This window comes from Desulfuromonadaceae bacterium (assembly GCA_019429445.1).
Taxonomy (GTDB): Bacteria; Desulfobacterota; Desulfuromonadia; order Desulfuromonadales; family JAHYIW01; genus JAHYIW01.
On record JAHYIW010000012.1, the window covers coordinates 67,309 to 93,802 of the forward strand.

24 protein-coding genes are annotated in these 26,494 nt (G+C 51.1%); 22 read left to right on the plus strand and 2 right to left on the minus strand.

Going from position 1 to position 26,494, the window contains the following annotated elements:
• Positions 1-442: 442 nt before the first annotated feature.
• Both K0A93_06510 and eno read right to left on the minus strand, forming a co-directional pair.
• Positions 443-2,884, minus strand: coding sequence for an Rne/Rng family ribonuclease (locus tag K0A93_06510; GenBank protein ID MBW6511755.1), 2,442 nt, complete (start codon positions 2,882-2,884; stop codon positions 443-445).
• Between the two features lie 243 nt (positions 2,885-3,127).
• Positions 3,128-4,414 carry a phosphopyruvate hydratase gene (gene eno / locus K0A93_06515; GenBank protein MBW6511756.1) on the minus strand — a complete coding sequence of 429 codons (1,287 nt, stop codon included), beginning with the start codon at positions 4,412-4,414 and terminating at the stop codon, positions 3,128-3,130.
• A gap of 183 nt (positions 4,415-4,597) precedes the next feature.
• Here eno and K0A93_06520 point away from each other — a divergent pair, with 183 nt between their 5' ends.
• The 22 genes from K0A93_06520 (at position 4,598) to K0A93_06625 (ending at position 26,490) form a co-directional block, all read left to right on the plus strand.
• On the plus strand, positions 4,598-5,587 hold the full coding sequence (locus K0A93_06520; protein ID MBW6511757.1) for a PhoH family protein: 990 nt from the start codon (positions 4,598-4,600) through the stop codon (positions 5,585-5,587).
• Entirely contained in the window at positions 5,587-7,974 is a 2,388-nt protein-coding gene (locus tag K0A93_06525) for an HDIG domain-containing protein (GenBank protein ID MBW6511758.1), read from the plus strand. The genes K0A93_06520 and K0A93_06525 overlap by 1 nt, the downstream gene beginning before the upstream one ends.
• Positions 7,871-8,341, plus strand: a complete 471-nt coding sequence (ybeY, locus tag K0A93_06530) for an rRNA maturation RNase YbeY (GenBank protein ID MBW6511759.1) — start codon at positions 7,871-7,873, stop codon at positions 8,339-8,341. The genes K0A93_06525 and ybeY overlap by 104 nt, the downstream gene beginning before the upstream one ends.
• A 47-nt stretch (positions 8,342-8,388) precedes the next feature.
• Complete coding sequence (locus K0A93_06535) at positions 8,389-9,267, plus strand: hemolysin family protein (GenBank protein MBW6511760.1); 879 nt, start codon at positions 8,389-8,391, stop codon at positions 9,265-9,267.
• A gap of 2 nt (positions 9,268-9,269) precedes the next feature.
• Positions 9,270-10,784, plus strand: coding sequence for an apolipoprotein N-acyltransferase (gene lnt / locus K0A93_06540; protein MBW6511761.1), 1,515 nt, complete (start codon positions 9,270-9,272; stop codon positions 10,782-10,784).
• Positions 10,785-10,925: 141 nt separating this feature from the next.
• Entirely contained in the window at positions 10,926-12,401 is a 1,476-nt protein-coding gene (locus tag K0A93_06545) for a capsule assembly Wzi family protein (GenBank protein ID MBW6511762.1), read from the plus strand.
• A 419-nt stretch (positions 12,402-12,820) separates the two neighbouring features.
• Positions 12,821-15,487, plus strand: coding sequence for an SLBB domain-containing protein (locus tag K0A93_06550; GenBank protein MBW6511763.1), 2,667 nt, complete (start codon positions 12,821-12,823; stop codon positions 15,485-15,487).
• A gap of 58 nt (positions 15,488-15,545) precedes the next feature.
• Entirely contained in the window at positions 15,546-15,962 is a 417-nt protein-coding gene (locus K0A93_06555; GenBank protein ID MBW6511764.1) for a nucleotidyltransferase domain-containing protein, read from the plus strand.
• Positions 15,952-16,377 carry a DUF86 domain-containing protein gene (locus tag K0A93_06560; GenBank protein ID MBW6511765.1) on the plus strand — a complete coding sequence of 142 codons (426 nt, stop codon included), beginning with the start codon at positions 15,952-15,954 and terminating at the stop codon, positions 16,375-16,377. Before K0A93_06555 ends, K0A93_06560 begins: the two co-directional genes overlap by 11 nt.
• A complete protein-coding gene (locus K0A93_06565; GenBank protein ID MBW6511766.1) occupies positions 16,374-17,618 on the plus strand; it encodes a lipopolysaccharide biosynthesis protein in 1,245 nt (414 codons plus the stop codon). Before K0A93_06560 ends, K0A93_06565 begins: the two co-directional genes overlap by 4 nt.
• Before the next feature lie 188 nt (positions 17,619-17,806).
• Positions 17,807-18,175, plus strand: a complete 369-nt coding sequence (locus tag K0A93_06570; protein ID MBW6511767.1) for a nucleotidyltransferase domain-containing protein — start codon at positions 17,807-17,809, stop codon at positions 18,173-18,175.
• A complete protein-coding gene (locus K0A93_06575; protein MBW6511768.1) occupies positions 18,168-18,605 on the plus strand; it encodes a DUF86 domain-containing protein in 438 nt (145 codons plus the stop codon). The genes K0A93_06570 and K0A93_06575 overlap by 8 nt, the downstream gene beginning before the upstream one ends.
• A gap of 177 nt (positions 18,606-18,782) precedes the next feature.
• Complete coding sequence (locus K0A93_06580) at positions 18,783-19,085, plus strand: hypothetical protein (protein ID MBW6511769.1); 303 nt, start codon at positions 18,783-18,785, stop codon at positions 19,083-19,085.
• 122 nt (positions 19,086-19,207) lie between these two features.
• The gene (locus tag K0A93_06585) at positions 19,208-20,524 is read left to right on the plus strand and encodes a nucleotide sugar dehydrogenase (GenBank protein ID MBW6511770.1); all 1,317 of its coding nucleotides are present in this window, start codon (positions 19,208-19,210) and stop codon (positions 20,522-20,524) included.
• Positions 20,525-20,651: 127 nt separating this feature from the next.
• Positions 20,652-20,816: a hypothetical protein gene (locus K0A93_06590; protein MBW6511771.1), complete on the plus strand. Its 165-nt coding sequence runs from the start codon at positions 20,652-20,654 to the stop codon at positions 20,814-20,816.
• 283 nt (positions 20,817-21,099) lie between these two features.
• Positions 21,100-22,659 carry a capsule assembly Wzi family protein gene (locus K0A93_06595; protein MBW6511772.1) on the plus strand — a complete coding sequence of 520 codons (1,560 nt, stop codon included), beginning with the start codon at positions 21,100-21,102 and terminating at the stop codon, positions 22,657-22,659.
• Between the two features lie 157 nt (positions 22,660-22,816).
• Entirely contained in the window at positions 22,817-22,981 is a 165-nt protein-coding gene (locus K0A93_06600) for a hypothetical protein (protein ID MBW6511773.1), read from the plus strand.
• Positions 22,982-23,137: 156 nt separating this feature from the next.
• Positions 23,138-23,431 (plus strand): nucleotidyltransferase family protein, encoded by a 294-nt coding sequence (locus K0A93_06605; GenBank protein ID MBW6511774.1) that lies wholly within the window; start codon positions 23,138-23,140, stop codon positions 23,429-23,431.
• Between the two features lie 201 nt (positions 23,432-23,632).
• Positions 23,633-23,863: a DUF1902 domain-containing protein gene (locus K0A93_06610; protein ID MBW6511775.1), complete on the plus strand. Its 231-nt coding sequence runs from the start codon at positions 23,633-23,635 to the stop codon at positions 23,861-23,863.
• Position 23,864: 1 nt separating this feature from the next.
• Positions 23,865-24,089 (plus strand): type II toxin-antitoxin system HicA family toxin, encoded by a 225-nt coding sequence (locus K0A93_06615; protein MBW6511776.1) that lies wholly within the window; start codon positions 23,865-23,867, stop codon positions 24,087-24,089.
• Between the two features lie 442 nt (positions 24,090-24,531).
• Positions 24,532-24,831 carry a hypothetical protein gene (locus K0A93_06620; protein MBW6511777.1) on the plus strand — a complete coding sequence of 100 codons (300 nt, stop codon included), beginning with the start codon at positions 24,532-24,534 and terminating at the stop codon, positions 24,829-24,831.
• Positions 24,832-25,188: 357 nt separating this feature from the next.
• Entirely contained in the window at positions 25,189-26,490 is a 1,302-nt protein-coding gene (locus tag K0A93_06625; GenBank protein MBW6511778.1) for an oligosaccharide flippase family protein, read from the plus strand.
• Positions 26,491-26,494: the final 4 nt, after the last annotated feature.

The window sequence follows — 26,494 nt, forward strand, 5'->3', positions numbered from 1 at the left end:
AAGGCCGCTCATTTGAGCGGCCTTTTTGTTTACTAAGATGTGATGTGCTCGCAAAAAAAATAGATGGCTTCTGAGTAACTTCAAGGTAACTATCTGAAATCACATTCTTTAGAAAATTGAAGTTACTCTATGAAAATTCGCCCCACGGGGCGTGAGTCGCTAAGCAAAAATTTTGTCCGACAAGGCCTGGTGGTTTTTCAGGGGCGAAGACCGACATCAGGCAGGTCGAGGTCCTGAAAAACCGGCGTAACGCAGTAGGGCGGACTTTTTGCGACGCCATCAGATGTGATGTGCTCGCAAAAAAAATTAGATGGCTAAGCAAAAATTTTGTCCGACAAGGCCTGGTGGTTTTTCAGGGGCGAAGACCTGCATCAGGCAGGTCGAGGTCCTGAAAAACCGGCGTAACGCAGTAGGGCGGACTTTTTGCGACGCCATCAAGATGTCAGTCCGGGGCAGTCTCGACGTCCGGCTTTTTTTTAGGTCGTCCGCGTCGCTTTTGAACCGGTGCAGTGTCTGTTACGGCATCCTTGACGGCAGTCTCGTCGTGCGTCCTGTTCTCTTCGGGAGCCGACGTTGACGCGTTTTTGCGCCGTGTCCGTTTCACTTTGGCGGCCGGTTGTGGCAGGTCATCGGACACCGACAATTGTGCCGCGCCAGCGGGCCTGGTGCTGCTGCGTTTTGCCGGGGTTTTTTCTTCAGTGGCAGGCTTGACGTCATTCACCCGTTTTTCTTGCGGCGGCGTTCCCTGTGGTGCGGTGACTTCAGCCGTTTCTTTTTGCGATGCCGATGATTTCCTGACTGTCTTGCGTTTTGCCGGTGGCACTTGAATGTTGCTCGCGGCCTCCGTCGGGGAAGAAATTTTTTCCCCGCTATCTGGCTGGTGCTGTGCGCTGGTTATTCCGCCAGAACCGTCGAGCGGGGAGACGTGGTCGACCGATGGGGTCGATTTTTTTGTCGTGCGGCGGCGTGGTTTCTTTATCTCCTCGGCGGTGGCAGGTTCTCTTGCCGGTTCCGTCTGCTCTGTAGTTGTCTGGTCTTTATCTTCTTGATCGGTAGCGGATGAGGCTGTCAGTGTCTCGGCTGCTTTCTGCGCAGAGGATTTTCGCCGCCGTGAGCGGCGTCTCTTGGCGGGGGGAGGAGTGGTTTGTTCTGCCTCCTCAGTTGGCGTGACGGGGGTGTCTGTTTCCGGTATCGTCGATTCCGGTGCGATAACTGACTCGTGGGGTGCTGCAAGAGGTTCCCTCGCCGCTGTTTTTGCCCCTTTCCCGCCGCGTCGCCGCCGGGGGCGCTTTGCCTTTACGACGTCTTCGCCACCAGGAACTGCGGTCGCGACCGGCGGTGTTTCAACCATGTTATCAACCGGGGAGTCTACTTCCGGGGGGGTAACGGCATTCTCTTCCTTCTGGCGCTTGAGGAATTGAATGTCGTTTTGCCCTTCAAAGTAATCCGTTCGACCGAGGATCTGGATCTCGACCTCATGCTTATTCTCGAGTTCGGTCAATTCGCCGCGCTTGGCATTGAGCAGGTAAGAGACAACATCGATCGGTGCTTCGACAACAACGCGACCAATCTGCCCTTTGGCGATCCCGGCATGGATTTGTCTAAGTAAACCAACCCCTCGGGTTTCGACGCTTTTGACCGAGCCGCTGCCGTTACAGTGCGGGCAGGTCAGCAGGGTGGCTTCGATAAGGGTTTGTTTCATCCGCTGCCGACTCATTTCGAGCAGGCCGAATTGACTGATTTTGCCGACAGTAATCTTGGCTTTGTCTGTTTTGAGCCCTTGTTTCAGTTCTTTTTCAACGGCGCGATTATTTTTGTTTTCACGCATATCGATAAAGTCGATAACGATCAACCCGCCCAGATCGCGCAGGCGCAACTGCCGGGCAGCTTCCTGTGCTGCTTCAAGGTTGGTTCTGAGGGCGGTCGCTTCAACGCCATGTTCACCGACCATTTTGCCGGAGTTGACATCAATGGCAACCAGCGCCTCGGTCTGGTCTATGACCAGCGACCCGCCGGAGGGAAGGGGCACCCGGTTAGTGCTGATCGCTTCGATCTGTGCTTCAATCTGGTAGCGTGAAAAAATGGGGCGACGCTCCTGATGCAGCTTAACCAGTTGCGCGTACTCCGGCATGATTTCCTGAAAAAAGTCTTTGGCTTCCTGAAAAACCTTGGGGTCATCAACCAGAACTTCGTCTGTTTCGAGGGTGAAGTGTTCGCGAATCGATCTCAATACCAAGTTTGATTCACGGTAGATCAAGGCCGGGGCCTTGAGTTTTTTGGCTGACAGCAGAATTTGTTCGTAAATGCGCATCAGATAGGTGCAGTCACGTTTGAGCTCGGTGCTGGTCTGGTCAAGGGCAGCGGTACGCACGATATAACCCATGTCATCGGGTAAATCGAACGAGTCCATATCCTCCTTGAGCTTTTTCCGTTTGGAACTGGCCTCAATTTTTCGCGACAGGGTTTTGGTTCGGCTGTCAGGCATCAAAACCATATAGCGACCTGCCAGGGACAGATAGGTGGTCAGTGCCGCACCTTTGGTGCCGCGTTCTTCCTTGACAACCTGGACAATGATTTCCTGTCCGCGCTGAAGTAGATCGTTGATGCGTGGTCGACTTTTGCCCTCGCTTTTTTCTTCCGCAGCCTGAAAAAATGAACCATGGACGTCGTCAATCTGAAGAAACCCGAGGCGTGTCGCACCATAATCGACGAAAGCGGCCTGCAGGCCGGATTCAACCCGGACGACAATCGCCTTGTAAATATTCCCCTTGGTCTGTTCGTGCCCCGCAACTTCAATGTCCAGAACGGACAGAACGCCGTCCTCGACAATGGCCACCCGATTTTCCTCGGGATGGGTGGCATTCACCAGCATTTTCCTGCTCATGCAAGTCCTTCCGAATATTCCTCAAGAATATTCAATCGTTTTGGTACAATCCAGAGAGTTGCCCGGTTGGCGTAAAGAGTGGATTGCAAATATATATTCGAGAGCCGATACACCGCCCCATGAAATCGAAGTAAACTCCGTAAATATAGCAGGTTATTGCGGTTAATTACAGTGAATTAAGTTGTCACAAAAAAACCCGCTGCTTGCGCAGCGGGCAGCGGTAGCACAATAACGCCACAGAACTTAACGCAGATTGTAAAAAACATCGGCTCCGGCAAAGATTGCAACGTCGTCCAGCTCATCTTCAATCCGCAGTAATTGATTGTATTTGCAAATTCGGTCAGTTCGGCAGAGTGACCCGGTTTTGATCTGGCCGGCGTTGACTGCAACGGCCAGATCGGCAATGGTGGTGTCTTCGGTTTCCCCGCTGCGGTGAGAAATCACACAGGTGTAACCGGCCCGTTTCGCCATCTCAATCGCTTCGAGGGTTTCAGTCAGGGTGCCAATCTGGTTGACCTTGATGAGGATCGAGTTGGCGATCCCCTTGTCAATCCCTTCTCTGAGGATTTTGCTGTTGGTGACAAAAAGGTCGTCGCCGACAATTTGCACCCGATCTCCGAGCTTGTCGGTGAGCAGCTTCCAGCCGTCCCAGTCATTTTCCGCCATGCCGTCCTCAATCGAGATGATCGGGTAGCGTGCAACCAGGTCGGTATAAAATTCAACCATTTCTGCCGCACTTTTAACCGGGACTTTTTCATTGGCCAGAACATACTTGCCGTCCTTGTAAAGCTCTGATGAAGCGACGTCGAGGGCCAGCAAGACATCGGTTCCGGGCTTGAATCCAGCCGCTTTGATGGCCAGCATGATGACTTCCAGCGCCTCTTCATTACTCTTTAAGTCGGGGGCAAATCCGCCTTCGTCACCGACCGCAGTATTGTACCCTTTGTCCTTCAGAACCTTCTTTAACGCATGAAAAATTTCCGCCCCCATCCGCAACGCCTCCTTGAATGAGGTCGCTCCGGCGGGCATGATCATGAATTCCTGAATATCGACATTGTTGTCAGCGTGCTCGCCGCCATTAATAATATTCATCATTGGCAGCGGCATTTCTTTGGCATTCGGACCGCCAATGTACTGATAGAGCGGCAGCCCGGCATCCTCTGCGGCTGCCTTGGCGCAGGCCAGGGACACACCCAGCAGTGCGTTGGCTCCCAGGTTGCTTTTGAAATCGGTGCCGTCAAGTTCGCGCAGACGACGGTCGATCCCCGCCTGATCGCTACAGTCCCAGCCGATCAGCGCCTCACAGATAACCTCATTGACATTGGCAACCGCTTTTTCGACACCCTTGCCAAGATAGCGGCTTTTGTCACCGTCACGCAGTTCGATCGCCTCACGTTCGCCGGTCGAGGCACCACTGGGAATGGCGGCCCGTCCCATCACGCCGCTTTCGAGGTAAACTTCAACTTCTACCGTCGGGTTGCCACGGGAATCAAGAATTTCTCGGGCATAAATGTCAATGATTTCACTCATCGCGTCTTATTCTCCCTGCTTGGGTTAATGTCAGCGCAACCGTATGTCACACGCGGTTTTATACCATAATCGGCGGAAATTGAAAGTTTTTTCTGGTTTTACGTCAAAGCAAAAAGAATTGATTTTAGAGGTGCGGAGTGATATCAGTATGTGTTGGCACTATTGGCAGAGGAAGGACAACGTTTGGGGAACAATAATAATGAGAAGTTTGCCAGTACCGATCCGGCACTGGCAGGTCTTCTCTTCGGACAGCAAAATCAGCATCTGAAGAAGATTGAACGTCTGCTGGACGTGCGCATCAGTTCGAACGGTCTTGATGTCTCGATTACGGGCGATGCTGCACAGGCCAAAATTGCCCGACGATTACTCGAAGAACTACAGTCACTTCTGGTTGCCGGGTATCCGCTCTATCCGGCCGATATCGATTATGCCGTGCGCGTTCTCTGTCAGGATTCCAGTGCCCGACTCAAAGAAATTTTCCTCGACACCGTTTTTGTCTCGGCACGCAACAAGATCATTGCTCCCAAAAGTCTGGCGCAAAAAAGTTATCTTGACGCCATGCGTTCATTCGATGTGGTCTTTGGCGTCGGGCCGGCCGGTACCGGGAAAACCTACCTGGCCATGGCCACGGCAGTCGCCTATTTAAAAAAGAAAGAAGTGAGCCGGATACTGCTGGCACGACCGGCCGTTGAAGCGGGGGAACGGCTTGGTTTTTTGCCGGGGGACATTGCCGAGAAGGTCAATCCTTATCTGCGGCCGCTCTATGATGCGTTATTTGATATGCTGGGGCTGGAGCAAGGGCAGGAGCTGATTGAAAAAGGGGTTGTGGAGGTCGCGCCGTTGGCGTTTATGCGCGGGCGAACCTTGAATGATGCCTTTGTTATCCTCGATGAGGCCCAGAATACCACGGCTGAACAGATGAAAATGTTTCTCACCCGGATCGGGCTTGGCAGTCGCGCGGTAATTACCGGGGATATTACCCAGATCGATTTGCCGACCGGAAAGGGCTCCGGTCTGGTCGAAGCCCGACGCATCTTGCAAGGGGTTGACGGAATCAGCTTTAATTACTTTACGGATCAGGATGTTGTGCGCCATCCGATCGTACAATCGATTGTGCAGGCGTATGAACGCGATCAACGTAGCATTCGAAAAAAAAGTGATGCTTTTTCATGATGATGACAAAAAACGAGCGTAAAGCGGAAAAAGAAAGCCCGTTGAAGATCTGGTGGGCTGGCTTCTGGCGTGAGAAGGCGGGGCCAGAAAGTCGCTCTCAGCGGTATTTTCTGTTGTTTCTGCTCACCTTTTTTCTGACCTGGGTCATCCTTCCCAAAGGAGGCTTTGCGCCGGTCCATTATGCGCCGGGAGATGTTGCGTCACGCGACGTCAAGGCTCCGCTAGAAATGTTGATTCCTGATGAAGGGTTGACCGCCAAGAAACGCCAGGAGGCGGCTGACGCGGTTCGTCCGTTATACGATTACGATGCGCGCGCCGGGACAGAGCTTGAAAAGAAATTGATTCAGATCCTTCGCCTGGTGGCGGCTGAAAGTGCCCCTGGAGAGAAGAATTTTGAAGCGTTGGCGCAGCAGGTTACCGTGCTGCTCGGTGACTCCTTGAGTATTGAAGAAATTCGCTGGCTTGACGGCTTGCCGAAGACGCCTGAATTTATTGAGGCGGTGCGCACGGCGATCAATGCGGTGCTACGAAGCAAGATTGTTACCAATCGCCGACTTTTCAGCGCCGACGTCGAACGTGGTGTCGTGCTGCGCAATCTTCAATCGCAGCAGGAGGACGTGGTCAAGGGTGGGGAAGGAATCCTTGACCTGGCCTCTGCCCAGACGTTGCTGCAAGAGCGCTTGACGCAGATCGACGGTCTGAGCCGGGCGCAGAAGCAGAAGCTGATTGCAGTCTGTCAACGGATTTTGCGTCCCAATCTGACTTTCAATAAAAATGAAACCGAGTCACGCAAACAACAGGCGCTGGAAGCCGTTGCCCCGGTTTTGTTTCAGGTGAAAAAAGGAGAAATGATCGTCCGCGAGGGGGAGCGGGTGACTGCTGAGCAGATTCAGGAATTGCGTGCCCTCAGCGAATTGGGGAATGAGCCGGGGAATCAACGCACAGCGGTCGGAATGTTTATCTGTATCAACCTGTTGTTTTTTATCATGCATCGTTTTGCCGGACGCAATATTCGTAAATATAATCCCGGTAACCGCGATATCCTCTTTCTGACCGTTGTCCTGGCCGGACTTTTTGTCCTTATCAAAGTCTCGATCTTTGTTTCGACCGCCCTCGAAGGGACGCTCCCTGCGATCGATGGTGCCAGTTATTATTACGTGATCCCCTTTGCTGCCGGGGCAATGCTGGTGCGGATTGTACTCAACTCTGAAATTGCCCTGTTTTTCACGCTGTCAGTCGCTCTTCTTGCCGGGGTTCTCTTTGGCAACAGCCTGTTTATTACCCTTTATGTGTTTCTGGGCAGTCTGGTTGGCGCACACGGGGTGCGCCAGTGTAAACAACGCACGACCCTTTATCGGGCCGGATTGATTCTGTCCCTTGCGAACGTTTCTCTGGTTCTCGGTTTACACCTGTTGAGCGGGCGTGGATTTGAGGTGCAACTGCTGTATAAACTCGGTTTTGCGCTTGGCAACGGGCTGGTGTGTGCGGTGATTGTCAATGGCACGGTCCCGCTGGTTGAATACCTGTTTAAATACACCACTGATGTCAAGTTGCTTGAGTTGGCGAACATGAACACGCCGATTTTGCGCGAATTGATGATTCAGGCGCCCGGCACCTATCACCATTCAATTATTGTCGGCAATCTGGTCGAGGCGGCGGCTGAAAAGATTAACGCGAATCCTTTGCTGGCCAGGGTGGCTGCTTATTACCACGACATCGGCAAGATCAAAAAACCACTGTATTTTGTTGAAAACATCAGGGGGGGAGAAAACCGGCATGACCGTCTCGCCCCTTCGATGAGTGCCTTGATTCTGATTTCACATGTCAAGGATGGCGCCGAAATGGCGCGTGAGATCAAGCTGGGAGAAGCTCTGGTCGATATCATCCGTCAGCACCATGGGACGGGTCTGATCAAATTTTTCTACGAAAAGGCCAAGACCCAGTCCGGGACAGACATGCCGGCGATTAATGAACAGGATTATCGTTATCCCGGGCCGAAACCGCAAACCCGGGAGGCGGCGCTGATCATGCTCGCCGACGCCGTTGAGGCCGCCAGCCGGACCCTGGCCGATCCGACCCCGGCACGCATTCAGGGGTTGGTGCAGAAAATTATCAATAATATCTTTAACGACGGACAGCTCAATGAATGTGAACTGACCCTGAAAGACCTGCATAATATCGCCAAGAGTTTCAATCAGATTCTGGGCGGGATTTTTCATCAGCGGATTGACTACCCCGAACCGGCCTTTAAAGAGCGCGACAAAGACGCAACGAGAAAGAAAAATGGCGACGATTCACCTCGAGAACCGACAAAAGAAACACAAGATACCAACGTTACTGCTGAAGCGGGCCGCAAGGAAGATCTTAAACGCCTTGGCATGTCCTGACGCGGAACTGTCAATCATTATTGTCAGCGACGACGCAATCCACGCTTTGAACAAAGCCTATCTGCAGCGTGATCGGCCGACGAATGTCATCTCATTTCCGATGCAGGAAGGTGACGGCGTCGGGGTGCACCCCACCTTGCTCGGAGATGTTGCCATCTCGGTCGATACGGCAACGCGTGACGCCCTCGAAGCCGGAATCGATCCGCTGCGTGAACTGATTTTCCTTCTGCTGCACGGTATACTGCACCTGCTGGGATATGATCATGAGCGCGGCGATGAATGTGAAGCCCGGATCATGGAAGCAAAAGAACAGGAAATCTTTCGCTTGATTGAAACCGAAATGTTGACTGCCACAGATCATGCCTGAGCAGGTTTTGACCGGGGAAGACTCGCTGCCAATCTATCAATCAGTGTATCGATCTTAAAGGGGCTCTTGTGGGTAAAGAAGAAAAGCACTTATTCCCGCTCTGGAAACGTTTTTTTCTGTTGCTTTCTGGTGGGCCGCGTCCCGCCTTAACGGAAAAAGAACTCCAGGAAATTATTGAGAAATCCGAGGCCGAAGGCGTTATCAACGAAGATGAAGGGGAGATGCTTCACTCGATCTTTACCCTTGGCGAGACGATTGTACGTGAAATCATGGTACCGCGAACCGACATGGTTTGTTGTGCGGTCGAAGCTGGCGTTAGCGAGGTTCTCAAGTCAATTATCGATGCCGGGCATTCCCGTATTCCGCTCTATGCGGGGAGTGTCGACCGGATCGTCGGTGTCGTTTACGCCAAGGACTTGCTCAATTACTGGGGGGTTGACAATGCTGAGATTAATCTCGGCAAGGTCATGCGCGAGCCTTATTTTGTCCCTGAAACCAAGAATATTGAGGAACTCCTTCAGGAATTTAAAGTCAAACGCGTTCATCTGGCGATCGCCGTCGATGAATATGGCGGAACTTCCGGGCTGATTACGATTGAAGACCTGCTGGAAGAGATCGTCGGGGATATTCAGGACGAGTTTGATCGGGAAGAAGATCTGCTGATTGTCGAGTCGGATGGTAACGTGCTGGTCGATGCCCGCATGAGTCTGGAGGAGTTTGAAAACTATTTCAAGGTGGAAATATTGCGGGACAAGATCGATTCAGTCGGCGGGTATCTGTGCCAGATTTTTGGTTACCTTCCCAAATCGGGAGAGGAAGTTGTTGATCAGGGGCTGCGCATGAGTGTTGTCGAGAGTGATGCGCGTTCAATTCGTAAAGTGCGTGTCACCCCGCTTGATCCTTCCGATACTCTTCCCGTTGCCTGATCATGCGTCGTCTGCCGATTGATTCAGCATTGATGGCCAGTCTTGCCAGCGGGATCTTGCTGGCGCTCGCCTATCCCCGTCCCGGCCTCTATCTTTGTGCCTGGTTCGCCTTTGTCCCGGTGCTGATTGCCGCACGACAGCGCCCGTGGCGAAACGGTTTCATCGTCGGTGTGATCTTCTTTGCCCTTGTTCTTTACTGGGTGAACGTCGTTATGACCACCTTCGGGGGATTGAACTGGTTTTTCTCCCTGATGGCCTATCTGTTATTGAGCGGTTATCTTGCCCTTTATTTTGCTTTTGCCGTCTTTTTTGCGGTTGCCCTGCGTCAAAAAATTCATCTCCCCTATTACCTGTCATTGCCGGCGTTATGGATTGCTCTGGAGTTTGTACGGGCGAAGCTGTTCAGCGGATTCCCCTGGGGGTTGCTCGGATATTCGCAGAGCGACAACCTGATCGTTGCCCAGTTCGCCGACATGTTCGGGGTTTACGGCATCGGTTTTATCATCATGCTGGTCAATGCCGTGATTGCCGAGTGGCTTCTGGCTGAGCGTGTGCGCCGGATTGAACTGAGACCGGTGCTGGCGGGGACCGTGTTGCTCATCCTCTGTATTATCGGTTATGGCTGGTTTCGGCTCGATAATCCACACACTGGCACGACGGATGAGCGTACCCGGGTGACCCTGGTGCAGGGCAATATTGCTCAGTCACTGAAGTGGGACCCCGCCTACCAGCAAGTTACCCTCGATACCTACCGGCACCTTTCGCTCCGCCCGGCGATGGTCAAACCGGAGTTGATTATCTGGCCGGAAAGCGCGACGCCCTTCTATTTTCAGGAGAGCAATCCGTTGTCCCGCCAGGTGCGTGACGTCGCCCGCGACCAGTCGGTTTATTTGCTTTTCGGCAGTCCGGCCTACGAAGCGAACGGAGAGGATTTACGTTATTTTAACAGTGCCTTCATGCTGACCCCGAGCGGTGAAATATCGGGGCGCAGCGACAAGATCCATCTGGTGCCCTTCGGTGAATATGTTCCGCTGAAAAATATACTTACGTTTGTTGATAAACTGGTCGTCGGAATCGGCGAGTTTTCCCCCGGTGAAATGACTCCTCTCGACTTTGACGGAAAAAAGGCCGGCGTGTTGGTCTGTTTTGAGGGAATCTTCCCCGAACTGGCGGCGGAGTATGTGCGGCGCGGGGCCGATCTGCTGGTCAATATCACCAATGACGCCTGGTTCGGCAACACCTCCGCGCCCTGGCAGCATCTGGCGATGACGCGGATGCGCGCGATTGAAAACCGCGTCTGGGTGGCTCGCGCGGCCAATACCGGGGTGAGCGCGTTTATTGCGCCGTCCGGGGAAATTATTGCGCAAAGCGGGTTGTTCATGGAGGCAACGCTGACCGCCGGGATTTCCCCCGGCGCCGGGTCGACACTTTACCGGCAGTTCGGGTTTGCTTTGCCTTACCTTTGTTGCGCGATTTCTCTTCTCTTGTTGCGACGATACTTAAAACGACAGCCATAGCTCATCGTCGGAGTGCATATTTTTATTTTGAATTAAAAGTGTTTTTCTGTTATTTTTCGCCCCTTGTTCAATACCATTCTTGGGAGGTCCGATTTTTTGCGTCAGTTTCTGTTCGCCTCAGTCTTTTGGTGTGTGTTTTGCGTGAGCGCGCATGCAGCAGAAGTTTCTTCGTCGCTGCCCTTGGGCAGCTGGGTTTATTCCGCCCTCGACCGGTTGGCTGCGTCCGGAGTGGTGCAATCAGCATTGTCCGGAAATACGCCGTACACCCGCTCCGAGGCGGCGCGTCTGGTTGTCGAGGCAGAGCAGAACCTGCTCTCCGAGCGGGGTGCTTCACCCCTCAACCGGAAACTTCTCAGGCGCTTGAAAAATGAGTTTGCCAGTGATATTCCGGCCACTTCTTCCTCTGCCGCAAAGAGCTATATTCAGCCCATCACCCGCGTTACCCTGGGTTATGATTATCGTGACGGACAACCGACGACAATTCCGCGAACCAATGCGCGACAGTTTGCACTCGATTATAACAATCAGGGCAGGGATTATTCAGAAAGCCATAACGTTGAGCTGGGCTGGACATCAAAGCTGCGTTTTTCTGACTGGCTGCTGGTCAGTTGGCAGCCGTCGCTGAGCTATCTGGAAAATAATTACACCCAGGCGGAGAGTCACTTCGAGACGCGTCACAGTAAACTGGCGCTGCAACTTTTTGCATTTGAACTCTCAGTTGGTCGACAATCACTCTGGTGGGGACGTGGCAGGCACGGTTCGCTGGTTCTGAGCAACAATGCAAAGCCGCTGGACCTGCTGCGGATAACCAATCCGTCACCGCTCATATTGCCGGGGTTTTTGCGTTTTTTAGGGCCGCTGCGTTTGGACCTTTTCTGGAGTCGTCTGGAAGAAGCGCGCACGGTTGCCGAGCCCTACTTTGCCGGAATGCGCATCGATGTCAAGCCGTTTCCCTGGTTCGAGCTGGGTTTGTCGCGCTGTGTCATCTTTGGCGGCAAAGGGCGACCGGATGTTGATACCAGTGAGTTTGTCACCATTTTAGGGGGGAAAAATCTGCACGGTGGTGAAGACACCAGCAACTCGCTGGCCGCTGTTGATTTTAGTCTTTATCTGCCCTTTCTCTGGAACACGGTGTTGTACGGTGAAGTCGGCGGTGAAGATGAAGCGGGGCACTGGATCGCCAAAAATGCCTATATTGGCGGGCTTTACCTGCCGGTGATTGAACCGAGTGAAGCTGTTTCATTGCGACTGGAGTATGCTGACCTTTCAAGCCCGGTCTGGTATCGCCACTCCCTTTACCGGTCGGGATATACCTATAATGGAAAGATCCTTGGCCATCACGTCGGTGGCGGGGCCAAAGACTGGTATATTGCACTTGATTGGTGGCTGGCTGACAGTGTACAAATGATTTTGGGGTGTGATTGGGAAAAACGTGGTTTTGATCAAGCTGTTTTCGAAAAGCACCGGCAGCCGTTTGTGGCTGTCGACTGGATGGTCGCGCCTGACTGGCAACTTAACGCCCGCTACGCAAACGATTCTATCGAGAATGTGGGCTATGTTGCAGGTGTCGAACGAACAGATCATGCCGCGAGCTTCACTATAACGCGTATCTGGTGACTAGTACCCTGTAACCCATAGGATTTCGAGGGATTGCGCAGGGCTTTGACGTGTCAGCAAGGCGCGATTTCTGTTGCCTAGCCGTAGCTAAACAGCTGAAATCGGAACGTAGCTGACGCGGCAAAGAACAAGCAAGATGCGAAAGATTATGGGTTACAGGGTACTAGGAGCCTGTCCGAGAATGAATGATCGGCTGCAAACCCAGCTTGGCTCATATTTCAGCTCCTTTTTGCCCCATAGCTACGGCTATGAGGCTGCAAATGAGCTAAAATCTGCTCTCAAACTTTTGGATTTTCGCTGCGGCCCTTATTCTCGGACAGGCTCTTGGTGGAAAATCGCAATACTGCTTTATATAACTTTGCCGGACAGGGGAACCGTTTGTAATGCGACGTAAAATTCTAGTATTAATAGTGCTCTTTATGGCCTTTACGCGTCTGCCATTGTGTGCTGAACTTTTGTCAGACGACCAGATGACAGGGTTCAACCGTGACCAGACGACAGGGTTCAACCGTGACCAGACGACAGGGCAATCGGGCGTTATGGCCACCCCTGAAAAACAGGGTGAGATTAAACAGCAATCACCTGCTTTGGCACCTGAACGTGTGCCTGAATCTAGCGCCGAGCGATTTTTTTCGACTCCGCATCTGCCGCTGGGGGAATTTATAGGTGGTGAATCTCGCACAAAGGAGATCAATCGTTCTGACATTGAAGACCCATTGACCCAACTGCTATCCCTTGAGGGGGGCGTGATTGCCGCACAGAAAATGCGTTTGTTCAAAAAACTTGATAAAGAAGATCAGCGACGTTATTTGCTGACTCTTCCCCTACGTGAGCGCCAGACATTCCTTGAATCGCTGGGAGACAAAGGTGTCTGGTTTGACGCGGATTTAAGTAATACCAAATCTAAACAACCTCTTGTGCAATTTGGCTACGATTTTTTTACCAGGTCCGGACAAGTCCTCTCTGAAGCATCGGGGCTGGTTGGCCCTGATTACATCGTTGGTCCTGGCGATGGTTTGAATATCGACATCTGGGGGAGTTTGAACGGGAATTTTCGTGTCGAGGTGGCCCGCAACGGGGAAATCGTTTTGCCGAAGATCGGCGCGATTCAGCTTTGGGGGCAGTCTTTTGCACAAATCCGTGAAACGATCCGCAAGCAGATCGCCAAATATTATTCCGGCTTTGAATTGAATGTCAGTCTCGGTGCCCTGCGGTCGATTCAGGTCTATGTTGTCGGCGAGGTCAATCAGCCCGGAACCTATACCGTAAATGCCCTGTCGACCGTACTGAATGTGCTTCACGCGGCGGGCGGGCCAACCAAAAAAGGGACCTTGCGCAACCTTCGCCTGATGCGCACCGGTGAAACCGTTTCCGCTGTCGACCTTTATGATTTTTTCCTGACCGGCGACCGCAGTCACGATGTCAGACTGCAATCCGGGGATACGGTTTTTGTTCCGGTTGCGGTGTCTCAGGTGGGGATCAGTGGCGAGGTTCGTCGCCCGGCTATCTATGAACTGATCGCTGGAGAAAACCTGACAACGTTGCTGGAAATGGCGGGCGGAGTGACCGCCATGGCGGTCACCGATCATGTCCAGATTGAACGCGTCGATGGTGCGCAGGGCAAAGTCATCCTCGATTACAACCTGGATCTCAAGGCAAAAACAACGACCGACAGTCTCAACGTGCCATTGGCAGATCGTGATCTTGTCAGGGTTGCGGCCCTTCCCGCCTTTGCGACCCGTTACGTCCGGCTCAGCGGATATGTCAATCGTCCGGGGCGATTTGAATGGGTTCCCGGCATGCGGGTTGCCGACCTGCTGACGAAAGACAATCTGCTCCCCGGTTATTTTACCGAAATGGCCGAAATCCTGCGCATTCAGCCGCCCTATTATCGCCCTGAAAAAATCACCTTCAATCCGGAGATGGCGGCAGGCGGGAATCTCGAGAACAACCATCGTTTGCATGAATTTGATGAAGTCCACATTTTCTCCCGCAAACAAATGGAGGAGTTAGCCACGGTTAATATTTTGGGCGCGGTGAATAATCCGGGGGAATATCAGCTCTACGCGAGCATGACCGTTCGCGATCTGATCATGCAGGCGGGGAATGTCAGGAACTTTGCCTATTTACCTCAGGCGGAACTGTGCCGTTTCACCCCGGTCGGCAAAGAAACACGCACCGAACGTGTTCTGATCGATCTGGACCGGGCGTTACAAGGGGATGCCGACAACAATCTTGCGTTGCAGGCTGAAGATCATCTTTTCGTTCGTTCAGTCCCCGGTTATAACGAACGACTCACGGTCACTGTTGGTGGAGAAGTCCTCTTTCCCGGAACTTACGCGATCAACAGACAGGAAACATTGAGCGATCTCTTGCAGCGGGCCGGAGGGTACACCGGTGAGGCCTATCTGCGTGGCGCCACCCTGTCCAGAGAATCAGTGAAAGCTTTGCAAAAAGCCAATGTCGAAAAACTGATTGCCGAACAGGAAAAAGTGATGGCCCAGATGTCGTATGAGATCGCCGCGGGAGCGGTCAGTGCCGAAGAACTCGCCTCGGCAAAAGCCCTGCTTGAAAACCGGAAAACGATGATCGATAAGTTGCGCAATATGCCGGTTTCCGGGCGCATCGTGGCAAACTTTCTGCCGCTGGAAGAACTGGCCGGGAGCACTATGGATATTCCCCTGATGACGGGAGATGAGGTTGTTATCCCGAAAAATCCGGCATCGGTCGCGGTTTTGGGTGAGGTTTACAACCCGGTTTCGCTGATCTGTCGACCAGGGCAGACCGTTGCCTATTATCTTGATCGGGTCGGGGGGATAAAAGAAACGGCCAACGAAGAGGCGATGTTCATCGTCCGAGCGGATGGAACGGTTTTAAGCAATAAACAGGCAGGGCTCGGGGTCCGCTGGAATGGCGATCGGTTCCGCTGGGAATTTGGCGGGTTTTACACGACAGTGCTCTACCCCGGTGACACCATTTTTGTCCCCGAGGAAATCGAAAAAATGGCGGTCATGCGCAATGTCAAGGATATCTCGACAATTTTCTATCAAATGGCCCTCGGCGCGGCGGCCATTGCCTCGTTCTGATTTACGCCGCGTGACCATGGAATGATCTTGATACGATCGAATGGATTCCTGAACATTTATGGACCCGCTACCCGCGCAATTAATAAACAGCATGGTTGAGACGCTCCGCCTGGCTGTTCCCGACTGTATCGCGATTTATCGTTTTGGTTCCTTTGGAACGGATGATCAGCGCCTGGACAGTGATATTGACCTGGCGTTGTTGCCGGAGTCGCCCCTTGACTCGTTGCGGCGTTGGGAAATCGCTCAACAGCTGGCGAATCTGGCGCGAAAAAATGTTGATCTGGTCGACCTGTGGCAGGCATCAACCGTTTTGCGCATGCAGGTGGTGGCGACAGGTGAACGTCTTTATTGTGCCAATCGTGACGCTGCCGGGCGCTTCGAAGATCATGTTTTTTCCAGTTATGCCCGTCTGAACGAAGAGCGGCAGCTGATTATTGATGACGCGCGACAGCGAGGAAGCGTCTATGGCAAATAATGATGTTCTGTTGAACAAGGTCACGATCATCGAACGTTGTCTGGCCCGTGTCGAAACCGAGTACCGTGGCCATGAGGCTGAACTTGAAAGTAATTTTACCCGTCAGGACTCGATCATCCTCAATCTGCAACGTGCCTGTGAAGCTTCGATCGACCTCGCGATGCATCTGGTACGCGTGCGTAAACTGGGGATTCCACAGGAGTCCCGTGATGCCTTTGATTTTCTTTTCGAGGCAGGCATGGTTGATGCGTCGTTGAAAGACCGACTCAAGGCGATGGTCGGTTTTCGCAATATTGCAGTGCATGATTATCGCAAGCTGAACCTTGCGGTGGTGCGCAGTATTGTTGAAACGCGGTTAGGTGATTTTCGTGAGTTTGCGCAGTCTGTTCTCCAGTCGCAGGTTGATGAGGCATGATGGATAATATGGATAATAATCAGCAAAAAGAGACAACCGTTCAGGATTCGTACGTCGCAGATGACGAGATCAACCTGCTCGAATATCTGCTGGTGCTGGCTAAAAACTGGCGCACGATTGTTGCGGTTTGTGGGGTGACCTTTGTGCTGGCGTGCGGTGTCACCCTCCTGATGCCGAATATCTACACCGCCACCACCCGTATCATGCCGCCCAGTGAGAGTAAGGGGGGGCTGGCGTCGATGCTCGGCGGGATGAGTGACCTGGCTGCATTGGCCGGCGTTTCAGCAGGCGGGGGTTCGGGCGATCTCTATGTCGCGATGCTCAAGAGCCGCTCGGTTTCCGACGCTATCATCGACCGCTTTGACTTGATGAACGTCTATGAGCAGGATTACCGGGTGAAGATGTATGTGAAACTGAGCAAATTGGTCGATGTCTCCCTTGGCAAGAAGGACGGGATGATCGCTGTCAGTGTCGAGGACGAAAAGCCCGAGCGCGCCGCAGATATCGCCAATGCCTTTGTTGAGGAACTGCAGAAACTCAACTTGCAGCTCAACCTGAACAGCGCCGGACGGCAGCGCGTTTTTCTTGAACAACGGTTGAAGCTGGTCAAGGCGGAACTGGTCAAGGCGGAAGAGGCGCTACGCGATTTCCAGATCGCGAACAAGGCGATCAAGATCGATGCCCAGGCGACAGCGACGATTGAAGCGTTCGGCAGGATCAAGGGGGAGATTGCCAGCAAGGAAGTTGAGCTGGGGGTCGCCCAGTCGTTTCAGACCGAGCAGAATTTCGAGGTCAAGGCGCTGCGTGAATCGATAGCCGCACTTAAAGAGCAGCTGCGGCGGCTGGAACAGTCGCCGGATGGCAAGAAAGTTTCCGGTGATGTCTTTATTGCCACCGCCGATGTGCCGGAAATCGGCTTGCAGTATGCCCGTCTGCTGCGTGATTTCAAAATTCAGGAAACCCTTTTCGAGCTGCTGACCAGGCAGTATGAAATGGCCAAGATTGAGGAGTCAAAGAACACCTCGACAATACAGGTTCTCGACCAGGCCGTCCCCCCGGATCGCAAGAGCAAGCCGAAACGTGCATTGATGGTGTTAGCAGTGACCTTTGTCGCTGGTTTCATGGCGGTACTCTTTGCTTTTATCCGCGAGTATGGGGGACGGATGTCAGCTGATGATCGCATGCTCTGGGATGAGATTAAAGGTCGATTGTCTTTACGCAGGGCCGGGAAGAAGCAATAGGCCGGGACTTGTTTTAGCCGCAGATAAGGTCTGATAAAAGCGGATAAAACCCAAGATCTGGGTTTGGTTTGAGGCTTTAACTATCAGATTGAATCAGATTGAATCCGCGGCAGAAAAAGATCTTCAGGCCTCCTGGCAACAGACAAGGGGGAAATGGGTATTTTCGCGGCTGACAGGGCGTGCGTCGCATGATGAACGAATACAAGAGAATTTACGGCCAGGTTCGTGACTTTACGCCAAGTGAACTGCGGGAAACCTTCGCCGCCATCCCCTTGATTCAGCTGGCGGTCCTTTTTGGATCACGGGCCCAGGGCAGGGTGCCCGCTGGTGCCAAAAGCGATTACGACTTTGCCGTGCTGCTGGACAAAAGCGCGCCCGCCGATTGGGGACATCTGGCCAAAGCCCGCGTCGAACTGGGGCAGGCACTACGATTGGCCGACTGCGATTTTGACCTGGTCGATCTGGAGGTCGCGTCGCAGGCCATTAAAAAGAGTATCAAACAGCGCTACATTCTCATAAAAGGGACTGAAGATGAGCTTTGCAGACTACTTGGCTAGTTCCAGACAGACTGCCGAGGCCGAAAAAGAGGTGCTCGACCAACTGCAGGAAAAGGTTATCCAGAGCGGTGCGCTCGACAAAATCGAGATTCGCGCCGCCAGGGCCTCCATGCAGATCCTGATCGAAAACGCCATTGGCAAAGCGCGCCGCATCCTGAAGCACTACAATTGCCCCCTGGTACCGTCCCGGGCTCGAGATGCCCTGGTCATCATGTTTGAAACCGGACTGCTGGACGATGCCCTGTACCAGAGCCTGATGGCGGCAGTCGGTTTTCGAAATGCCATGATTCACGACTACATGAATTTCGATGAGACGGTGCTGCTCGGAATCCTTCGTTCAGGGAAGTACCTCAAGGTCTACGAATTTCTCATGGAGGAGTCAACCTACAACACTGTGCAACTGAAGCGGGTGGAGAGTTATTCCTTTTAGCCGCTGATAAGTCAAAAGCAAACTAACAGCTTTTTTAGGTTAACCCGAGTCTTGATTCTGGTTTTAAGCTTTTGCCGTCATCCGCCCTTATCCGCTTTTATCAGCGGCTAAAAAAGAGTTTTTGTGTTTTTTGATTTTGCGTTAACCTGGCAGCCTGAAAGACACGAAGGAGATCGAATGAAAAAAGCATATCTTGAGGTTGTTCTGGAAGATATCAACAGTAAATTCGATCTGGTTCTCGAAGGGCATGAATTACTGCGCAGTGAAATTCGCGACCTTTCCCGCAAGACCGATGAACGCTTTGATCTGGTTGATTTCAAGATCGACACCCTGAATCAGAAGATCGATGCCGTTGCTGCCGATCTTAAGGCGACTGACATACGGTTGTCAGATAAAATCGATGGAGTCGCAACTGATCTCAAGGCCCATCGGGACGATACTGAAGCGCATCATGGGGTTTATCGGGTCAAAGAGAGCTGATGGTTAATTTTCGGGGTACGGAAGTTCCGGGAGGATATCCATCCTGAATCGTTGTGTCGACGCAAAGCTGTTGAATGTTTTTATCATCGTGATGTCAAGGGATTAAGTGAGACGGAGAAGGAATGGTCACTGTCGAAACAATAAAAAAGAAGCAGGCAAAAATTGCACTCGTCGGTCTGGGCTACGTCGGTCTGCCGCTGGCAGCGGCCTTCGGCAAGGTTGTCGAGGTGCTGGGCTTCGATATTAATGACAAGAAAATTGCTGAACTCAGACGTGGTTATGATGCCACCGGCGAACTTTCGGCGCAACAACTGGCGGCGACGCGCATCGATTATACCCTTGACCCGGCACGTTTAAAGGAAGCCCGTTTTTTCATTGTCACCGTACCCACGCCGATTGATGAGCATCGTCGCCCCGACCTGCGTCCCGTCGAATCGGCGGCACGCACGATTGGCCGCAATCTGATGCCGGGATCTATCGTTGTCTTTGAGTCGACCGTCTACCCCGGCGTGACCGAGGAGATCTGTGTGCCAATTCTGGAGACCGAATCGGGTCTGCAATGCGGGGTCGACTTCAAGGTTGGCTATTCCCCCGAGCGGATTAACCCGGGGGATAAAGTGCACACCGTCGACAAAATCGTCAAGGTTGTTTCCGGGCAAGATGAAGAAGCTCTTGAGACGATTGCCAGTGTCTACGCGTTGGTGGTAACCGCCGGGGTGCACCGTGCAACGTCGATCAAAGTGGCCGAGGCCGCCAAGGTTATCGAGAACACCCAGCGCGATCTCAATATCGCCCTCATGAACGAACTGGCGATTATTTTCGGCAAGCTTGGTATTTCGACCCGGGACGTTCTTGCGGCAGCAGGCACCAAATGGAATTTCCTCAACTTCACGCCAGGTTTGGTCGGTGGGCACTGTATCGGTGTTGATCCCTACTACCTCACCTTTAAAGCCGAAGAGATTGGTTATCACCCGCAGGTTATTCTCGCCGGTCGGCGCATTAACGACAGCATGGGCAAGTATGTCGCGGAGCATACCGTCAAGAAGCTCATTCATTGCGGGAAAGCTGTCCGGGGTTCCCGCGTGCTGGTGTTGGGCTTGACCTTCAAGGAAAACGTCCCGGACATACGCAACTCCAAGGTGATCGACATTATCCGCGAATTGCAGGATTATGGCGTCGAGGTACTCGTTACGGATCCTTGTGCAGATGCCGCAGAGGCACGCCACGAATATGATCTGCAACTAATCGATGTGGAAGCTGTCGGCAGGGTCGATGCGGTCGTGTGGGCAGTGGCCCATGAACAGTTTCGGGAACGCTTTACTCCTGCAGCGCTCAAACAGATTTGCTGTAATGATGGCTGCGGCGTAGTGGTGGATGTCAAGGGCGTGCTTTCCAGGGGAGCGGTAGAAAAAGAGGGGCTGGCGTATTGGGGGCTGTAGCTTGCCGGGATATTCTCCCAGGTCGTCAGCCGGGGAAACATGGTTTCTCTCTTTTCCAGAGTGCATAGTGACCGATGATGACAAGTAATTTTTTGAAACCTCCCTGATTGCGCAGGCCCAGGCGTCGATGTTGGATGAAGTTCGCGACTCCCTGCTTGCAGGTAAAAAACTGACGCGACTGGAGCAGAACGGAGTGCTGCATGCGTTGCAGATTCTTGTTAAAAATGCCATCGGCAAAGCAAAGCAGATTCTCAAGGCCACAAAAGCAAACGAACAGCTTTTTTTAGGTTAACCCCCGAGTCTTGATGCTGGTTTTAAGGTTTTGCCGTCATCCGTCCTTATCCGCCCTTATCCGCCTCTATCAGCGGCAAAAAAAAATTTGTCGGTTGTTGAGACCCCGAGACCTCTGCCCGGCAATTCCAGGGTTTTTAGGTGCAAGGAGAAAAGATTGATATCTTGATCCTTCGAGCAGTAAACCGGACGTGGCGGAACCGCGAAAAGAGATTGTCATCACGCGTTCTTTCTGGTAGGTTTCCCCCTTTAAGAAATGTCTGATGGGTTGGAGGAGAGTCTGCGTGCTTCTGTTGCGATTGTTGCTGTTGTTCTTCGTTGTAGCCTTGCCGTTGTCCGTCGTAGAGAGTGCGTCAGCGGCGCCCCCGTCCACAATAACCCCCCTTGACAGCTGGGTTTATCCAGCGCTGGACAAGCTGTCCGGTCTTGGACTGATTCAAACAACATTCCAGGGAACTCGTCCCTATACGCGAAATGAAGTCGCCCGTCAGATCAACGAAGGGCTGACTCGCCTGACCCTCATTGACTCACCCCAGATCGGTCGGGAGCTGCTCTTCCGACTCGAACGGGATTATTGCACCGAACTACGTGCACTGGAGCATCCTGAACGCCCCGCCAGCAGTTATTTCGTGCCGCTTCGCGAGTTCAGCGCACAATATCGCTATCAGGAAGGGCGTGATGTCGCGATTGTTGGTGCCGGTGTCGTGGCGGCACAGTTCCCTTTGAATGTCAATAACGACGGGATATCCTACAGTGAACACAATAATGCCCAACTGACGTTCTCAGCGGATACCCGTCTCGGCTCGTTCGGCCTTTTGTCTCTGCGTCCGCAGTTGCTCATCGTTGACAACGGTCGCAAAAAAGCTTCAACTGACGTGTCCTTACGTAACGGTCGTGTTGCCACTCAACTGGGCGCTTTTGAAATCTCACTCGGACGCCAGTCACTCTGGTGGGGGCCGGGGCGGCACGGTGCTCTGGTGCTGAGCAATAATGCCCAGCCGCTTGACATGTTGCGGATCACCAACCCCAGTCCCATCCGTTTACCCTGGTTCCTGAAATATCTCGGTCGATTCAAACTGGATCTGTTCTGGAGTCGGCTGGAGGCGGAGCGGGTCGTCCCGAAACCGTATTTTTCCGGGGTCAGAATGGCGTTGCAACCTGTGGACTGGTTCACGTTGGGCGCGTCACGCGGAATTATGTTCGGCGGGGAAGGGCGCCCCGGTGTCGGCGGGGCCGATTTTTTAACGATTATCAGCGGAAAGAACCTTTCTGGTGGTGAAGATACCAGCAATTCCGTCGCAGCGGTTGATTTTCGGCTTAAATTCCCGTTTATGTGGGGGGTTGAATTCTACGGTGAAGCCGGTGGAGAAGATGAAGCCGGCGGTTGGTTGGCGAACTCCGCCAGGTTGGCGGGCTTTTATTTTCCGCGCATCGAACCGAGTGGCCGGTTGTCGCTTCGGCTGGAATATGCGGACCTGTCGCATATCGATGACAATTCGCCGATGTGGTACCGCCACGGAATCTACCGGTCGGGATACACTTACGAGGGCAAATTACTCGGCCACCATGCCGGAGGGGGGACGAACGATTATTTTGCCGAATTGGTTTGCTTTTTGCCCGGCGAGTCTAAAGTGGTTTTAAGCTACAATTATGAACGCCGCGGCAGTGATCGTCCCATCCAGGAAAAGCATCATCAGGGCGTGGTTGAAATAGGAAAAACAGTAGGGCGGTTTTTGAGCTTGTCTTTAGATGGGAGAATAAATAAAATCAACAATTCAGGTTTTGTTGACGGTGCCGGTCGGACCGATTGGCTGGTGACTGTTGGCGGTGCAATTTTCTTTTAAGGGAGGCTCCCCTTGCGATGTCCATTATCCATATTTAGCACATTTATCTGCGTCTAATTTCTTTTCTTAGATTTTTTTTTTGCAGATACAGCGTTAATTTTAGAAATTTGTTAGAAAGCAATGTTATGGCTGATGGCTTTGGCGAAGGAGTGGTCACATGCAAAAAGACCATTTGGAAATCATCCTCGCAGATATGAACAGCAAATTCGATCTGCTGCTCGAAGGGCATGCCGGCCTTCGCGATGAGATCCGCGAAACACGCACAGAATTGACCAATAAAAAAATCATGCATGAGGTGACGTGGGAAAAATACGGAAAATAAATCTGTCCGTTTTTTTCTCAGGTTTTCCACCGAAGAGCAACAGGACGCAGATAAGATCTGAAAGTGCTTGATTTTAAACAACAATCTTATGGTTCAGATCAATCAGCCGTTATCAGATTTGAGCAGCGGCCAAATGTGCCACGAAGAGGTTTCGATATGGAAAAAGAACAGACATTGAAAGTTCTTTCCCGACACTTCGAAGAGATTCGCCACAGATTTGGTGTCGAATCTCTGGCCTTCTTTGGTTCTGTCGCCAGAGGCGGGGCACGACCAGACAGCGATCTGGACGTTCTGGTGACCTTTAAACAAGCGCCAGGGTTGTTCGGATTTCTGGAATTGAAACATTATCTTGAACAGCTTATGTCTTGCCCCGTCGATCTTGTGACGGAAAAGGCGCTTAAAAAGCAGTTGAAAGAAGAAATCCTTCGGCAGGCCATCCGTGTCCACTAGATTCTGGTACGTGCGCATTGAGGACATTCTTGAGGCCATCAATGCCATTGAGGACTATACCATCCGGGATGGACTTTGCCGCTTGGGAAAAGGATCGTAAAACGATCGATGCCGTTATTCGAAACTGTGAAATCATCGGTGAAGCTAACAGCGTCCCCACCGGACATGGTTCTCCTGTATGTGAATTTGAGAGGTGTCATCATGGAAAGAATCATTAATATCCACATTGAAAAACTACCTGAAGGTTTATATCTTGCGACTTCTGATGACGTCCAGGGGTTGGTGGCCCAAGGCAGAACCGTTGCAGAAGTAATGGAAATAGCAAGGGATGTTGCGCGTAGACTTCTGGAAGCACAGGATGAACGTAAAAAATCTCTGAAGTTACCACCGCTAAAGAAACGTTTTGATCTTCAACTTGTTATCGGCAATTAACATGGGTCGGCTGGCAGGGTTCAGGTATCGTGAGATCATCAAACGCCTCAAGCAATTTGGTTTCGAATTCGATCGTCAGGCCGCAGGCAGCCATGAGGTGTGGTTTAATGCAACCACAAACCGTTACACAACTATTCCGAATCACACTGGCGATATGCCCGAGGGGACTCTGAAGGCAATCTTGAAGCAGGCTGGAATTGAGCCGGAACAATTTATGAAAAAGTAACTGTCGAGTTAGAGCGTTGTTGATTTATTAAAAGGTGCCTGTCCCCCTCGAAGGTTTCCAGACTATAGCTTTTATTTTGCTCCAGCTTAATCGGTTCTTTGTGCCACTTTACTCTAAAAAGGGTTTGCCCTTCTTTGCGGCGCGAGCAAGCTTTTTTGACTGTAAAGGTCCCTCGACCAAGAAAGAGCTGAATAGTTACATTTTGTCTTAAAGATTGACAAAATCATCACTGAAGTGACAGCGCATCCGGCTGATACTGAGGCGCATGATGATGGGGGGGCTGGTGAAAGAGAGTTGAAGGGTGGAAGGGGTTCAAGCGGTTTTCGTCCGAATCAAGAAAAAGTTAGTTAACTTTTTAGAATGTCCCCCTGGATTTCCCTGGCTCAGGCGTTAGTAGGACGTAAATTCGGAGACCGAAATGGACGAGAAAGATAAGAAGTTTATTGAAGATTTATTTGTTAAGCAAACAGAACAATTTCAGCAGTATATCGGCATAATGGCTGAAAATATTGATCATAAATTAGCTTTGGTTGCCGAAGGGCATCAAATGCTTTCGGAGAAGTTGGATCGAGTTGAATCGAGCCTGGTCTTGAAGATCAACACCGTCGAGAAGAACTTGTCGGCACGGCTCGATGACGTCGCTGTCGATCTTAAGTCACACCGGACCGATACCGAGGCGCATCATGGCGGGGTGTATCTGGTCAAGGAGAACAGAAGGGTGTTTCTCTGGCCAACTTGGTAACCTGGGAGCCCGAACCCACTCTTGCCCCCAGATTCGCAGAAGAATGCCCATCAAATTGGTCAGCAAGCTGCTGACCAGTTGCCATGGTTTCATATCGTCAGGTCGTATAGAATCGATTCCCGAAGATTTGCAAGGGAGCTTGCCTTCCATTGAGCAGATTGAGGCTGAATTGAGTGACCATGGTGAGGTGAAATGAAGATCGTTTTTCGCGTTGACGTCTCACTCCAAATAGATAGCAGCCATGTCATGCGTTGCCTGACTCTGGCCGATGTTTATTGGGTTTTAACTTAGCAACTTCTCAACCTGAAGCCTGACCCCGAGGGTGACCTTTTTATATTGTATGAGACGGGTTTTATGATGGTTAAAAGAAGTGGGGCTGCATTTAGAGCTGTTTCATATTTATGGTTGGGCTCTATCTTGGGTGCCGGTTGCGCATTTCTGACACAAATTGTTCTTGCACGTAAACTTGGCCCGGAAAAATATGGGATTTTTGCATCTTCACTCAGCATGATCATGCTGATTTCTCCATTAGCTGGATTTGGTATCGCTCAATATTGGCTAAAGATTTTTGGACAAGAAGGTTGGCGTGCAATGCGCTGGCTTCAGGGTTCATTTAAATTTATTTTCTTAAGTACAATAAGTGTTATATTAATTATAATAATATGGTCAATGATAGGTCCACACGATAAATTAACAGCAATTATTTTAATAATGTTAAGTATGCATGTATTAGGACAAGTTTCAATTGAATTAGTAAGTGTAAAATTTCAACTTGAAGAAAATTATATGAATTTATCATTTTTTCAGGTTCTTCCACACGCAATTCGTTTAATTTTTATAGTTTCGCTTTCCTATTTTTCAACGAGTTTTAATTTTATTAAATTATCTGCTTATTCTTATGTATTTGTATCATTATTATTTTTTATTTTTAGTAGTTTTTTATTGTTTAGAATGTATAAAGGAATTTTTTTACTAAAAGGGCATTCAATACATTCTTTTCATGATGAACAGATTAAATATATTATTCCAAATATATTTAACGTTGTTAAGCAATCTTGGCCATTCGGTGTCGCAGCATTGTTTCATCTTATATATTTTCAAAGTGATATTATTTTGTTGAAGTATATGAAAAATGCAGAAATTGCAGGAATTTATAATGTTGCGTTTACAGTAATGCTTGCTGTTTATATGCTCCCGAGTGTAATTTATCAAAAATTTTTATTGCCAAAAATGCACCGTTGGGCACACCAGGATAGAAAATTTTTTTACAGAGTATACCGACAAGGAAATTTAGCTATGCTATTTTTGGGAGTAATAGCAATGGTTTCTATTTGGTTGTTAGCACCTTGGGGAGTTGTTTTCCTGTTTTCAGAGACTTATCAGGAAGCTACTAATTTATTGATGGTACTGTCTGTATCTGCGCCTATTATTTTTGTTGCAAGCAGTGTAGGAGCGACATTGGTTACGCAAGAACATATGATGATTAAAGTTAAATGTATGGGAGTAGTTGCTGGAGTTAATATATTTCTCAATATCTTATTAATACCAATCTATGGGGCGCTAGGTGCCGCCATTGCTACTATATTTAGTAATTGTATTTTATTGTCAATTTATTATTATTTTGCAGAAAAAGTAGTTTTTTTATCTGATAGAAATTAATCAA

Bases quoted from the DNA above. Each gene is read 5' to 3' on its own strand.
- K0A93_06510 (MBW6511755.1), bottom strand. From the start codon at position 2,884: ATGAGCAGGAAAATGCTGGTGAATGCCACCCATCCCGAGGAAAATCGG.
- eno (MBW6511756.1), bottom strand. From the start codon at position 4,414: ATGAGTGAAATCATTGACATTTATGCCCGAGAAATTCTTGATTCCCGT.
- K0A93_06525 (MBW6511758.1), top strand. From the start codon at position 5,587: ATGATGACAAAAAACGAGCGTAAAGCGGAAAAAGAAAGCCCGTTGAAG.
- ybeY (MBW6511759.1), top strand. From the start codon at position 7,871: ATGGCGACGATTCACCTCGAGAACCGACAAAAGAAACACAAGATACCA.
- lnt (MBW6511761.1), top strand. From the start codon at position 9,270: ATGCGTCGTCTGCCGATTGATTCAGCATTGATGGCCAGTCTTGCCAGC.
- K0A93_06550 (MBW6511763.1), top strand. From the start codon at position 12,821: ATGGCCTTTACGCGTCTGCCATTGTGTGCTGAACTTTTGTCAGACGAC.
- K0A93_06555 (MBW6511764.1), top strand. From the start codon at position 15,546: ATGGACCCGCTACCCGCGCAATTAATAAACAGCATGGTTGAGACGCTC.
- K0A93_06560 (MBW6511765.1), top strand. From the start codon at position 15,952: ATGGCAAATAATGATGTTCTGTTGAACAAGGTCACGATCATCGAACGT.
- K0A93_06565 (MBW6511766.1), top strand. From the start codon at position 16,374: ATGATGGATAATATGGATAATAATCAGCAAAAAGAGACAACCGTTCAG.
- K0A93_06570 (MBW6511767.1), top strand. From the start codon at position 17,807: ATGATGAACGAATACAAGAGAATTTACGGCCAGGTTCGTGACTTTACG.
- K0A93_06580 (MBW6511769.1), top strand. From the start codon at position 18,783: ATGAAAAAAGCATATCTTGAGGTTGTTCTGGAAGATATCAACAGTAAA.
- K0A93_06585 (MBW6511770.1), top strand. From the start codon at position 19,208: ATGGTCACTGTCGAAACAATAAAAAAGAAGCAGGCAAAAATTGCACTC.
- K0A93_06590 (MBW6511771.1), top strand. From the start codon at position 20,652: ATGTTGGATGAAGTTCGCGACTCCCTGCTTGCAGGTAAAAAACTGACG.
- K0A93_06600 (MBW6511773.1), top strand. From the start codon at position 22,817: ATGCAAAAAGACCATTTGGAAATCATCCTCGCAGATATGAACAGCAAA.
- K0A93_06605 (MBW6511774.1), top strand. From the start codon at position 23,138: ATGGAAAAAGAACAGACATTGAAAGTTCTTTCCCGACACTTCGAAGAG.
- K0A93_06610 (MBW6511775.1), top strand. From the start codon at position 23,633: ATGGAAAGAATCATTAATATCCACATTGAAAAACTACCTGAAGGTTTA.
- K0A93_06615 (MBW6511776.1), top strand. From the start codon at position 23,865: ATGGGTCGGCTGGCAGGGTTCAGGTATCGTGAGATCATCAAACGCCTC.
- K0A93_06625 (MBW6511778.1), top strand. From the start codon at position 25,189: ATGGTTAAAAGAAGTGGGGCTGCATTTAGAGCTGTTTCATATTTATGG.